Annotated in this window: 13 protein-coding genes; 5 read left to right on the forward strand and 8 right to left on the reverse strand. The window is 61.5% G+C overall.

Going from position 1 to position 12,739, the window contains the following annotated elements:
* Positions 1-56 precede the first annotated feature (56 nt).
* From AC1UK9_RS07725 to AC1UK9_RS07735, 3 genes are read right to left on the reverse strand one after another with little or no spacing between them, the layout of a single operon-like run.
* Positions 57-188: a hypothetical protein gene (locus AC1UK9_RS07725; RefSeq protein WP_482579796.1), complete on the reverse strand. Its 132-nt coding sequence runs from the start codon at positions 186-188 to the stop codon at positions 57-59.
* 33 nt (positions 189-221) lie between these two features.
* Complete coding sequence (locus tag AC1UK9_RS07730) at positions 222-617, reverse strand: YbaN family protein (protein WP_482579797.1); 396 nt, start codon at positions 615-617, stop codon at positions 222-224.
* 10 nt (positions 618-627) lie between these two features.
* Positions 628-1,215 (reverse strand): UPF0149 family protein, encoded by a 588-nt coding sequence (locus AC1UK9_RS07735; RefSeq protein ID WP_025110580.1) that lies wholly within the window; start codon positions 1,213-1,215, stop codon positions 628-630.
* 395 nt (positions 1,216-1,610) lie between these two features.
* On the opposite strand from AC1UK9_RS07735, the gene recQ reads away from it, so the two are divergent.
* The 3 genes from recQ (at position 1,611) to AC1UK9_RS07750 (ending at position 6,205) form a co-directional block, all read left to right on the forward strand.
* Positions 1,611-3,740, forward strand: a complete 2,130-nt coding sequence (recQ, locus tag AC1UK9_RS07740; RefSeq protein WP_473014796.1) for a DNA helicase RecQ — start codon at positions 1,611-1,613, stop codon at positions 3,738-3,740.
* A 133-nt stretch (positions 3,741-3,873) separates the two neighbouring features.
* A complete protein-coding gene (locus AC1UK9_RS07745; protein WP_025110578.1) occupies positions 3,874-4,308 on the forward strand; it encodes a MarR family transcriptional regulator in 435 nt (144 codons plus the stop codon).
* A gap of 127 nt (positions 4,309-4,435) precedes the next feature.
* Entirely contained in the window at positions 4,436-6,205 is a 1,770-nt protein-coding gene (locus AC1UK9_RS07750) for a motility hub landmark protein FimV (protein ID WP_482579798.1), read from the forward strand.
* 132 nt (positions 6,206-6,337) lie between these two features.
* On the opposite strand, the gene AC1UK9_RS07755 is transcribed toward AC1UK9_RS07750, so the two are convergent.
* Complete coding sequence (locus tag AC1UK9_RS07755) at positions 6,338-8,527, reverse strand: patatin-like phospholipase family protein (RefSeq protein WP_482579799.1); 2,190 nt, start codon at positions 8,525-8,527, stop codon at positions 6,338-6,340.
* A 71-nt stretch (positions 8,528-8,598) separates the two neighbouring features.
* Here AC1UK9_RS07755 and AC1UK9_RS07760 point away from each other — a divergent pair, with 71 nt between their 5' ends.
* Positions 8,599-8,886, forward strand: a complete 288-nt coding sequence (locus tag AC1UK9_RS07760; protein WP_473014799.1) for an Rdx family protein — start codon at positions 8,599-8,601, stop codon at positions 8,884-8,886.
* Here the strand turns inward: AC1UK9_RS07760 and AC1UK9_RS07765 are convergent.
* Together AC1UK9_RS07765 and AC1UK9_RS07770 are read right to left on the reverse strand one after the other, a co-directional pair.
* Positions 8,880-9,773: a DMT family transporter gene (locus AC1UK9_RS07765; RefSeq protein ID WP_482579800.1), complete on the reverse strand. Its 894-nt coding sequence runs from the start codon at positions 9,771-9,773 to the stop codon at positions 8,880-8,882. The genes AC1UK9_RS07760 and AC1UK9_RS07765 overlap by 7 nt on opposite strands.
* Before the next feature lie 72 nt (positions 9,774-9,845).
* Positions 9,846-10,610: an AraC family transcriptional regulator gene (locus tag AC1UK9_RS07770; RefSeq protein ID WP_482579801.1), complete on the reverse strand. Its 765-nt coding sequence runs from the start codon at positions 10,608-10,610 to the stop codon at positions 9,846-9,848.
* A 136-nt stretch (positions 10,611-10,746) separates the two neighbouring features.
* On the opposite strand from AC1UK9_RS07770, the gene AC1UK9_RS07775 reads away from it, so the two are divergent.
* Complete coding sequence (locus AC1UK9_RS07775; protein WP_025110572.1) at positions 10,747-11,562, forward strand: UDP-2,3-diacylglucosamine diphosphatase; 816 nt, start codon at positions 10,747-10,749, stop codon at positions 11,560-11,562.
* A gap of 124 nt (positions 11,563-11,686) precedes the next feature.
* Here AC1UK9_RS07775 and AC1UK9_RS07780 read toward each other — a convergent pair whose 3' ends face one another.
* Both AC1UK9_RS07780 and AC1UK9_RS07785 read right to left on the reverse strand, forming a co-directional pair.
* Positions 11,687-12,277, reverse strand: coding sequence for an HD domain-containing protein (locus tag AC1UK9_RS07780; RefSeq protein WP_025110571.1), 591 nt, complete (start codon positions 12,275-12,277; stop codon positions 11,687-11,689).
* Positions 12,278-12,303: 26 nt separating this feature from the next.
* Positions 12,304-12,615 (reverse strand): Mpo1-like protein, encoded by a 312-nt coding sequence (locus tag AC1UK9_RS07785; protein ID WP_025110570.1) that lies wholly within the window; start codon positions 12,613-12,615, stop codon positions 12,304-12,306.
* Positions 12,616-12,739 lie beyond the last annotated feature (124 nt).

Raw genomic sequence — 12,739 nt, forward strand, 5'->3', positions numbered from 1 at the left:
GCGAGCCTGCTCGCGAAGGGGGCATTATCGACGCCGCGTGATTCAGGTGATGTTCATCACACCTGCGGCAATTTCAGGTCATCCAGCGTCCGACTCACCGCCAGCTCCGCGAGCATCACTCCGGTCCAGACCATGGATTCGCAGGCGTTGACCAGCAGCGATTCGGTGCTGATGCCGGGGCAAATCATGCACATCGTATTGGCTGGCGTGTAAAACTCGCTTCAAGACTTGCGCAACGTCTTCTGCCGCAAGATATAAACCGTTACCAGTACCGCACTGGTCAGCATGAACCCCCGCGCCCACGGCAGCGGCACCAGGTAACACGAGAACAGAATGCTCGCCCACATCAGCCCGATCGCGTAGACCTTGCCTTTGAGCGGAATGCCGTTGCCGTCGAGGTAGTCGCGGATCCATGGCCCGAGTCGCGGATGCTCGACCAGCCAGCGATAGAAACGCGGAGAGCTGCGGGCGAAACACGCCGCTGCGAGCAGAAGGAAAGGGGTGGTGGGCAGAACCGGCAGGAAAATGCCGATCACCCCCAATGCCACGCTGAGCCAGCCGATGGCCAGCAGGATGTAGCGCAACATCAGGGAGCGGTTGCCTATGGGGTTGTCCATAGGCCGGGTCTTAGTGGTGACGTGGCTTGAGGATCGCCGGTTTTTCGTCTGGCGCCTGGCACAACAGATACAGCGCGGTCAGGGCTTCCGGGATCTGCACGATCATGTCGTCCATCAGGTTGGCGTCCTTGGCGATGTCTTCGAACTCTGGCTGTTCGTCGAACAGGCCCGAACCGACCATGATCGGCAGGAGCATTTCGCTGACTTCTTCTTCGGCAGTCTCGAACCAGGCCGCTTCACGCAGGAACACGCCTTCCATGAAACCGATGCACCAGCCGCGCAGTTCGGAATCGTCCGGCTCGTCACCGAGGTCCAGATCGCATGGCAGTTCGAACTCTTCGTCGGACGCCAGTTGGCGGGCGATGTGTGCCTTGAGGCCGATCAGCGTGGCTTCGATCTCTTCGCGCTGCGCGTCGCTGCTGTAATGCGGCTCTTCGGCGAACAGGGCGTCGATCCATTCGCGCTCCGGTACGTCTTCGGCACAGATCGACAATGCGGTCAGGTAACCGTGGGCGGCCACGTAATCCAGCGCCTCTTCGTGCAGCTCGTCGGCGTCGAGAAAGACTTGCAGGCGGGTTAGTTGCTCAGCGAAGGACATTACGGGGCTACCTTGGGGGAATAAACAATGCGGGAATTCTAGGCCTTCTTGCGCGCTCAAGCCAGCCGCACGGCAGATTTGCCGTAATTACAGGCAACACGAATAACCCTGTGGGAGCGGGCTTGCTCGCGAATGCGCTGTATCAGGCACGTTTGTATCGACTGGCACGCCGCCTTCGCGAGCAGGCTCACTCCTACAGGGAGTTATGGTGGCAGATTAATCGGTGTCTTCTCAGCGGCACCCCTTGCCGGGGAGGGCTCGGGTATACTGCCGCGTTTTCGCTCCCTGCTCGTATTGCGGTGGTCTGGCAATGCGCTCTTACGTTTTGTTTAAGCAGCCCTGGCTGTCCTGAACCAGCCTGTGCAGGGATGTTTCGGTAGATTTTTGGAGTTTTTATGCTCGAACAGGCTCAACGCGTCCTCAAGGACATCTTCGGCTACGACAGTTTCCGTGGCCGTCAGGGTGCAATCATTGAGCGCGTGGCCAGCGGCGGTGATGCGCTGGTGCTGATGCCTACCGGTGGCGGCAAGTCCCTGTGCTTCCAGGTGCCGGCGCTGTTGCGCGACGGCCTGGCAGTGGTGGTATCGCCGTTGATCGCCTTGATGGACGATCAGGTCGCCACCCTCGAAGAGCTGGGTGTGGCCGCTGCGGCGCTGAACTCCACGCTGAGTGCCGAACAGCAGCGCGATCTGGCGGCGCGGATCAAGCGCGGCGAAGTGAAAATGCTGTATCTGGCGCCCGAGCGTCTGGTGCAGCCGCGCATGCTGTCGTTCCTGCAAGGGCTGAATATCGCCCTGTTCGCCATCGATGAAGCGCACTGCGTCTCGCAATGGGGCCACGACTTCCGTCCGGAATACCTGCAACTTGGCCAGTTGGCGGAAATGTTCCCCGACGTACCGCGTATCGCCCTGACTGCCACTGCAGACAAGCGTACCCGCGAAGAAATCGTCACCCGCCTGCATCTGCAAAATGCCGAGCGCTTCCTGTCGAGCTTCGACCGCCCGAACATTTTCTACCGCATCGTACCCAAGGAGCAGCCGCGCAAGCAGTTGCTGGCATTCCTCGCCGAGCGCCGCAGCGATGCGGGCATCGTCTACTGCCTGTCGCGCAAGAAGGTCGAAGAAGTGGCGGCGTTCCTCAGCGAGCAGGGCTTCCCGGCCCTGCCATATCACGCCGGCCTGCCCAACGATCTGCGCGCCTTCAACCAGAAACGCTTCCTCAACGAGGAAGGCCTGATCATGGTCGCCACCGTGGCGTTCGGCATGGGCATCGACAAGCCCAACGTACGTTTTGTCGCGCACCTCGATCTGCCGAAATCCCTCGAAGCGTATTACCAGGAAACCGGTCGCGGCGGCCGTGATGGCCTGCCGGCGGACGCGTGGATGGCCTACGGTCTGCAAGACGTGGTGATGCTCAAGCAAATGCTGCAGAACTCCGAAGGCGATGAGCGGCACAAGCGTCTGGAGCAGCACAAGCTCGACGCCATGCTCTCGCTCTGCGAAGAGACCCGTTGCCGGCGCCAGACCCTGCTGGCGTATTTCGACGAAGACATGCCCGAGCCGTGCGGCCACTGCGACAACTGCGTCGACGGCGTGCAGACCTGGGACGCCACCGAGCCTGCACGTCAGGCGTTATCGGCGATTTTCCGCACTGGCCAGCGTTATGGCGTCGGCCATCTGGTGGATGTGCTGCTGGGCAAGGACAACGAAAAAATTCGCAGTTTCGGCCATCAGCACCTATCGGTGTGGGGCGTCGGCAAAGCGTTGAGCGAGAGCGAATGGCGCTCGTTGTTCCGCCAGTTGGTGGCCCGTGGTCTGGCCGATGTCGATCACGAAGGTTACGGCGGTCTGCGTCTGAATGACAGTTGCCGGCCATTACTCAAGGGCGAAGTGAGCCTGGAGCTGCGCCGCGACCTCAAGCCGCAAGTCGCCGCCAAGAGCAACAGCAAGAGCCCGGCCAGCCAACTGGTGCGCGGCGAAGAGCGCGAACAGTGGGAAGCGCTGCGCGCGCTGCGGCGCAAACTCGCCGAAGAACACGGCGTGCCGCCGTACGTCATCTTCCCCGACTCGACGCTGCTGGAAATGCTTCGCAGCCAGCCGACCTCGCTGGCGGAAATGGCCACGGTCAGCGGCGTCGGTGCACGCAAGCTGGAGCGCTACGGCGAGGCCTTCCTCGAAGTGCTTGGCGGCGAAGTCGAGGCGCCGAAAGCGGTGGCCGACGTGCGCCACGAACTGATCACTCTGGCCCGCGCCGGCATGACTCCGATGCAGATCGCCGGGCAGTTGCAATGCTCGGAAAAGAACGTCTACACCATGCTCGCCGAAGCCATCGGCAAACAACAATTGTCGCTGGAGCAGGCGCTGGATCTGCCGGAAGAGCTGATGGGCGAAGTGCAGGACGCGTTCCTCGATGGCGAGGGCGAATTGCCGTCGGTCGCTGAAGTGGCCGAGCTGTTTGCGGGGCGGGTTCCGGAGGGCGTGCTGTATTGCGTAAGGGCTGCGCTGCAATCTGAATTCGAAATGTAAGACGACGTTTGCGCCAACCGTCAGGCAGTTGTAACGATTCAGTACAGGTCGGCTCTTGCCTATAGCCAAATGTCATGCTTAGCTGACTAATAATTAGTTTTTCTCTATTTGTCAGTCTACTCATGAGTGTTTTATGCCGTTAACCGATCAACACCGCTTTGGCATGCAACTGGCCCAGATGTCCCGTGGCTGGCGTGCCGAACTGGATCGCCGGCTGGCGGGTCTGGGTCTGTCCCAGGCACGCTGGCTGGTGCTGCTGCATCTGGCGCGTTTCGAAGACGCACCGACCCAACGCGAGCTGGCGCAAAGCGTCGGCGTCGAAGGGCCGACCCTGGCCCGCTTGCTCGATAGCCTGGAAAGCCAGGGCCTGGTGCAACGCCAGTCCGTGATGGAAGACCGTCGGGCGAAAAAAATCGTTCTCTGCGCCCCGGCGCTGCCGCTGATCGAACAAATCGAAACCATTGCCGCACAACTGCGCAGTGAGCTGTTCGTCGGTATCGACGAAGCGGATATGAAGGTGTGCATGCGGGTTCACGGGCACATTCTGGCCAATCTGGAAAAATCTTGAGGCATAACCGCGCGCCGGTTTTTTGAGGGATCGCGCAGAGCAGACTATAAGAACTACTGGGCAATATCGTGTTCGTACCGGATGTGCGAACGCATAGAAGTCGGTTTTGCTTATTTAAGGGATGCTCATGCTCGCAAGTCGGCACGTGGTACTGCGCGGTGGCGCCAAATGGCTGCTGGTCGCTGGCGTATTCAGCTATTCGACCTGGTCGATGGCACTGGGACTGGGTGACATCACTGTTCACTCAGGCCTCAATCAGCCGCTCAAGGCCGACATCGCGCTGGTCGATGCCGGCGGCCTCAGCGCCAGCGACCTCTCGGCCAGTCTGGCCACGGCGGATGAATTCGGTCGCGCCGGGGTCGAGCGGGTGTTTTTCCTCAATGACCTGCGGTTCACTCCGATCCTGCATGGCAATCGCCAGATGATCCGGGTGACCTCGCGCAAACCGGTCAAAGAACCTTTTCTGAATTTTCTGGTGCAACTCAATCAGCCCAATGGCCATTTGTTGCGCGAGTACACGGTGCTGATCGATCCGCCGGGTTCGCCGAGCATCGTGCCGGCCACGGATGAGCCCGACCCACGCCCGCAATCCTCTGAATTCCCTACCGTCGAACCGGCTACGGCGCCACCGCAGGCTGCCCAGGGCAAACGCGACGTTGCACCTTCAGCGCCACCCGCGCCTGCTGCACCGGCCAACGCGGCACTGACCGACCAATTGGCGGCCAGCGTGTTGCAGAACCAGCAACTGCAGAAGACCGTCGATGAGTTGAACGCGAAACTGCAGGCGCAGGATGCTCAGATTGCCGATGGCAAAAAGCAGGTCAGCGATTTGCAAACGCGTTTGACCGAGCTGCAAAAGCCCCCGGCAGCGGTCATTACGCCGCCGGTGCCGGCGCCTGCAACCGTAGCGCCGCCAGCCGAAGACGAGGGTCTCAACTGGCCGTTGCTCGGCGGCTTGCTGCTGTTGTTGGGAGTGTTGGGTGGCGGGCTATTCGTGCGCCGTCGACGTCAACTGGGCCAGGATGCTGCGCCGCTGCCTATTGCTTCAGAAGGTCATCAACCTGAGCTTGATGACACGCAAACGGCACCCCCGGCCAATATCCGTGCAGCGACCGAACACCGTGAAGAACCCGCCGCGGGCGATGTGCTGGAAGCGGTGGGGATCTACCTGGCGTATGGACGCCTGAACGAGGCCGCCGGGCTGCTGCGCAATGCCCTGGACAAGGAGCCGGAGCGCACCGATCTGGGCGTGCAATTGCTCGAAGTGCTGGGGCGCCAAGGCGACAGCGCGGCTTACGAACAACAGGAAAACCAGTTGCGTGGGGCAGATGTCGATCCTCAGCAACTGGATGCGATCCGGGCGCGTCATCCAAAGCTCAACAGTGCCGCACCCATGGCACCGGTAATGCCGGCCGTCGCTGCCGTACCGATTGCTGCGGCGCAACCGGCGCCCGAGGATGATTTCGAATTGAACCTGGGCGAGCTGTCGATGGCGTCCAGTTGGGATCTGGAGGACGGCCGTGCAGCAGCCGATCAGCCGTCAGCAGACCCCACGGTGTCAGCGTCCAGTTTTGAAGTGCTGCCGGCGGACTTCGAATTGCCCGAAGCCGCACTGAACGATGAGGCGGAGCTGGAATGGATTCCCGAACCGGACGCGCAGCCGCTGGACGATGACTTTCTCAATGAGTTTGGCGATCCGCCGCCATCACTGGGGCTGGAGCCACTGACGTTGCAGGAACCGGAACCCGCCTCTGGATCAGGGAAACTGGAGCAGGCGCAGACCTGCATTGATGACGGCGACATCGACAGCGCCATTGCGCTGCTCAATGAGTTGCTCAAGGAAGGCGATGAACCCCTTAAGCAAACTGCCAGAACCTTGCTGGCGGGGATTCGCTAACCAGTGTGTCTGCTACTGATGCGGTGCCTGTCCTGACGGATTCGCGAGCAGGCTCGTTGGAATGCGTTCTCCTGTGGGAGCGGGCTTGCTCGCGAAGGCGGCCTGCCCGGCAACATCAATCCCGCTGAGTGCTCAGAACGTCTGCCCCAGATTCAGATAAACCGCCTGTTCATTCGCATCATTCAAGCCATAGGTGAAATTCAACGGCCCCAGCGGCGTATCAAAACCAATGAACACGCTGGCGGCATTGATATAGCCGCTGTCGAACTGATTGTCGTTGTTCCACGCCCGACCACGTTCCAGCGACGCACCGGCATACAGCGGGAAGTCCAGCGGCAGATACGAACGCGGCGTCAACCGGCGGTAATACACCGCCCGCATGAGGCTGATGTTCTGTCCGGAGATCGAGTCCTCGCGGAACCCCGACAGCTGCCGCGCGCCCCCGAGCAGGAAGCTTGAGGTCACCACGTTGGCATCATCCAGCGTGCGGGCATAGCGCCCGCCGAGAATCAATGTGTCCGGGCCACGGCTCATGGCTTTGTCGAGTTTGAATTCCCACTGGCGATAGCGCGTGTCCGAACCCAGGCTCGGCTCGAATTGCTGCAGGGTCAGGCTGACGTCCTTGCCCTCGTGGGGGAAGTAGACGTTGTCCAGCGAGTCGAACGAATACTTCAGTGAATAAAAACCTTCCTTGAAGTTTTCGCTCGGCAGGTCCTGATCGCCGATCCGCACATCCGCCTTGCCCCAGGCTTCACCGACCCCGAAGCGGATTTCGCCGTTGTTGCCGATCTGTCGGCCAACGTTGAGGCCGAAACCGTAGCGTTCGACGCGGTATTGGGCGATCGGGTCGTTGTCGAGCACGGCATCGACGTTCTGCGCTTCAAAGGCCGCATACGGGGCGACAAAGTAACGTGAGCCGACGTCCAGCGGTTGATAGAACTCGGTGTAGAGTTCCTGTTTGTCGCCGATCTGCGCCCGGGTCAGCCACTCCGCGCCGAGGCGGTTGATGCCGTTGATGCGGTAACTGGCGCCGAGGTTGAAGGCGCTGTCACCGCGCATGTCGTCCGACAGGTTCAGGCCGACGCGCAGGTAATCGGTGCCGCTGCGCTTGCCCCGGGCACTGATTACCAGAGTGTGATCCTGGCCCTTGTGTACGACGCGGTATTGCACTTGTTCGAAGTAGTCGAGGCCGTACAGCGTGCCCATGTCCGAGTGCAGTCGGCCCAGGTCCAGTGGCTCGCCGATGGGCTGGCGGATGTAGTAGCGGATCACGTCGTCGCCGACTTTCGAGTCGTTCTCGACCTTGATCGCGGTGATGATCGGCGTGCGCTGACCCGGGGCGCGTGCAGCATTGAGTTCGGCGTCCTGGGATTCGCGGGGTTTGAGCAATGCGAGGCGCGCGTCGAGAATCTTCGTGGCGCGGTAACCGGCGTCGATCATCTCCTGGGCCTTGCCGAAATCAGTGACACCGAACGCCGCCAGCGCCGGCTGGATCAACACATCGGAGGGCTTGAGGGCGGCCAGCTGTTCTTCGGAGTTGCGCCGGGTCATCAGGGTGATCGACTGATTCAGCACATCGACCACGGTGGTCAGTTGTTTGCGGTTGCGCAGCGGGGTGCCGATGTCGACCACGATGGCCACGTCGACACCCATTTCCCGCGCGACGTCGAGCGGGATGTTGTCGGTCATGCCGCCGTCCACCAGCAGTCGGCCGTCCAGCTCGACCGGAGCGAATACCGCCGGGATCGACATGCTGGCGCGGATCACCTGGGGCAGATGGCCCTTGCGGAACACCACCTTTTCGCCGTTGGCGATATCAGTGGCGACAGCGCGAAAGGGGATCGGCAGTTTGTCGAAGTCCCGGGTGTCGCTGGTGTGCGCCAGCAGGCTTTCGAGCATCAGCGCCAGGTTTTGGCCCTGAATTACCCCCAGAGGAAGGCCGAGGCTGCCGTCATCGCGAAAGCTCAGTTGCTGTTTCACCAGAAAATCGCGGTCGTCCTGCTTGCGTCGAAACGGCACGTCTTCCCGTGGCGGAGCGTCGGACAGCGCCTGCTGCCAGTCGATGTTCAGCGCGAGTTTTTCCAACTCATCGATCTTGTAGCCCGAGGCATACAGGCCGCCGACCACCGCGCCCATGCTGGTGCCGGCAATTGCATCGATCTTGATGCCTTGTTCTTCAAGTGCCTTGAGCACGCCGATGTGCGCCAGGCCACGGGCGGCACCGCCGGACAGCACCAGGCCGACTTTCGGGCGCGATGCCTCACTGGCGTGGACGAGCAAAGGAAGAAAACCAAGCAGCAGGCAGAACAGCAGACGGCGCATTGTGAGTCTCGGGGCAAGCGATAAAGCCGGCTATTATAGCGGCGCCCTCTGTCTCAGGAGTTTCAGCGAACATGACCGTCGAAAAAGCCGAAGTCGTCATCACCTATTGCACCCAATGCCAGTGGCTGCTGCGCGCCGCGTGGCTGGCGCAGGAGTTGCTCAGCACCTTCGGCGATGACCTCGGCAAGGTCTCGCTGGTGCCCGGCACCGGCGGGGTGTTTCATATCAGCTGCGGCGCCGTACAGATCTGGGAACGCAAGGCGGACGGCGGCTTTCCCGAGGCCAAGGTGCTCAAGCAGCGGGTACGCGATCAGATCGACCCTGACCGCGACCTCGGCCACAACGACCGCACTCAGTGAGACGCGGCTTCGGCGGCGACGGTTTTCTTGTCAGCGCTGCCTGACATCCGCGCCGAGACCACGATGGCGACGATGATCAGCGCGCCGCCGATCAACATGCGTACGGTCGGGTTCTCGCCGAACAATAGCCAGGCGACGGTGATGCCGTACACCGGCTCCATGGCGAACACCACGGCGGCGGTGCGTGCCTTGATCACCGCCAGACTGGCGACGAACAAACTGTGCGCGACGCCGGTACAAAACACCCCGAGCAGGCCGATCCATAGCCAGTCCAGGGCACGCACTGTGCTTAATTGCGGGGCGGCGACCGGCAGCAGACACAGCGCCACCACTACGTTCTGGCACAGCGCCGCCTGCACCGCCGGAATACGTCCGGAGCTGGCGCGATTGGTCAGCGAGAGCAGGGCGAACAACAGGCCTGACAGCACCGCCCAGAGCAACCCGGTAGTGGCGCCGCTGGCAAGATCGAACGCAGGGGTTACCAGCACCAGGCCGACGCTGACCAATACCACCAGCACAATTTCATTGGCGCGGATGCGTTCGCGGAAGATCAACCCTTCGAGAATCACCGTGAAGGCCGGGAAGCTGGCAAAGCCCAGCGTCGCAATCGCCACGCCGGCCACCTTCACTGCGATGAAAAAACTCACCCAGTGCCCGGCCAGCAACACGCCGCTGAGCGTCAGGCGCCGCCAATCGACCGCTTGCAGTTTCTGCCAGCCATTCTGGCTGGCGAAGCGGGCGAAAAAGGCCAGGGCGAGTACCGCAAACGCGGCGCGTCCAAAGACGATTACCGCCGGCGACGCGGCAGCGAGTTTGCCGAACACACCGGTCAGGCCGAACATCAGAGCGCCGATATGCAGGGCGCCTAGGGCGGTACGCGGAGTCATTGCAATCCTTGAAAGTCAGCACCATCACCGCAGCAGTTTAAAGAGGTGCACCGGCGGGTGTCTGTCGCCAGACTATCGTCCTTTATCGCCAGCCTCGCGCCGCAGTGTGCCCGGCGAGGCGCCAAACTCACGCAGCACTGCAGCAGCGAAAGCACTTTGCGAACTGTAACCGACCCGACTGGCGATTTCGCCGATCGGTAACGCGGTCTCGCGCAACAGGCCAACGGCGTTGTGCAGGCGCCGGCTGCGGATATAGTCCATCGGCGTTTGTCCACATTCGGCCATGAAGCGCGCATGCAGACGGGCGCTGGACAATCCGGCGATCCGGGCCAGATCCGCCACTTGCAGCGGATAGGCGGCGTATTGCTCGATGTGGGCATCGAGGGCTGTGTAAGGCAGGCGGCGGGCGCCGAGTTCGGCAGGGCGGGCGTGATTCAGGCTGGCCAGCAGCAACACCGCGCCCTGGCGGGCGATCAGCGGATCGCTGACCGGGCTGTTCGCCAGCCAGCTGACCAACTGACTTTGCCCGGCATCCAGTGCCAATCGGGCCGGGCGGTCGAGTAACTGACGGCTGGCCTCGGCATGTTCGCCCAGCGAGTCCGCCAGCCATTGCTCGTCGGGGATGTCCAACACCAGGCAACGGCTGCCTTGCGGACTGCCGCAGGCGTGATGGGCGCCGGACGGGATGACCACGAAACTCTGCTGGCGCACCTGACTGCCACGGCCCTCGACTTCGAAATCCAGCGCGCCGGACAACCCGAATACCAACTGGGCGTGGTCGTGGCTGTGGACGATCAGATCGTGGGTGTACTGGCGCAGGGTAAGGATCGGGCGCATGGCAGAAGTCTCCGAAGTGAGCGCCAGTCTACACCGGGGCCACCGGCCTGCGCGCTGTCACACGACTGACGCACGCCTGTCATGGTCGATTAACCCGGCGGGCGCACTCTTGCGAAAACATCGCAGAGGGTTGCCCATGACCAGCGCCGAGCTCGCCAGACCCAGCCGTAAACAACGGGTGCGTACCCTGTGGATTTCCGACGTGCATTTGGGCACGCGGGATTGCCAGGCCGAGCACTTGTCGCAATTTCTCAAGGGCTACCACGCCGACAAGATCTACCTGGTCGGTGACATCATCGACGGCTGGAAGCTGCGCGGCGGCATGTACTGGCCGCAGGCGCACACCAACGTGATCCGCCGCCTGCTGACCATGAGCAAACGCGGCACCGAGGTGATCTACGTCACCGGCAACCACGACGAGTTTCTGCGCCGTTATTCGAAACTGATCCTGGGCAACATTCAGTTGGTCGACGAGGCGGTACACGTCACGGCGGATGGCCGGCACCTGCTGGTGATTCACGGCGACCAGTTCGACGTCATCACCCGTTATCACCGCTGGCTGGCGTTTCTCGGCGATTCGGCCTACGAATTCACCCTGACGCTCAATCGCTGGCTCAATCACTGGCGCGCCCGCTACGGCTACGGTTACTGGTCGCTGTCGGCGTACCTCAAGCACAAGGTCAAGACGGCGGTGAGCTTCATCAGCGACTTCGAAGAAGCCATTGCCCACGAATGCGTCAAACGCGAGCTGCACGGCGTAGTCTGTGGGCACATTCACCATGCCGAGATCCGCAAGGTCGGCGAGGTGGACTACCTCAACTGTGGTGATTGGGTGGAGTCGTGCACGGCGTTGATCGAGCACTGGGACGGCACGATCGAGTTGTATCGACTGGCGGATGCGCAGGCGCGGGAGGCAGAGCTGAAGGCTGCCAAAGTGGCCGAGATCGCCTAGACACCAGAGATCTCCTGTGGGAGGGGACTTGCTCCCGAAGGCGGTGTATCAGTCATTACATGTTTATCTGACACACCGTCTTCGGGAGCGAGCCCCCTCCCACATTTTTCAACGGTGGCAGTCATCAAGCCGGATTGTGTTCTTCCATTGCCGCCTTGTAGATCGAATGTCTGGGCTGCGCAAACAGCCGCTCCATCATCGGCTCGAAGAAGCTCAGCGGCAGGGTGTCATACGCCGGGTCGAACGCCGCCGCATCGTACTTGGCGCAGAACTGCGCCGTGGCCTGATACTGCGGATGCGCGGCGAATTGCTCGCGCAGGTGCCGATCCATGCCCAGGTGATGAAAGAAGTAGTAGCCCTGGAAGATGCCGTGCTTCTCGACCATCCACAGGTTCTCGGCACTGACGAACGGCTTGAGTATCGCTGCAGCGATGTCCGGATGGTTGTAGGAACCGAGGGTGTCGCCGATGTCATGCAGTAACGCACACACCACGTATTCCTCATCACGCCCATCGCGATAGGCGCGGGTCGCGGTTTGCAGCGAGTGGGTCAGGCGATCCACCGGGAAGCCGCCGAAATCGCCTTCGAGCAACTTCAGGTGCGCGACGATCCGGGACGGCAGTTGCCGGGCGTAGGCGCTGAAGTCCGCAGCGATGATCGCCCAGTCTTCCTGCGTGCCATCCTGCATGTGGGTGAAACGGGCATTGGCGTTCATCGGCCAGCCTCCAGGTGTCTTGGGGTTCAGAACGCCACGCGGCCAAGAATCATGTCGCGGTACATGACGAAGTCGCCGAGCAGGCTGTACAGCGGATGCTGGAAGGTCGCCGGGCGGTTCTTTTCAAAGAAGAAATGCCCGACCCAGGCAAAGCTGTAACCGGCCAGCGGCAAGGCGAGCAACAGCAGCCAGGCGCCCTTGGCGATGGTCATGGCCAGAATGAATATCACCAGCGTGGTGCCAATGAAATGCAGCCGACGGCAGGTGCTGTTGCTGTGTTCGCTGAGGTAATACGGATAGAACTCAGCGAAGGTATTGAATTGCTTGATGTTTTCCACGACCGCGATCTCTGTGGTTATTGTTCTGACGGCAAGTTGTTCGGCGGGTAGCTTATTTGAGTCTAGAGTGAACACTGACAACAGCCAGTGACAATGGGCGCCACTTTAGTATCCTTCGCAAATC

It is taken from the genome of Pseudomonas sp. AK-TSAG1-1, from assembly GCF_056821665.1.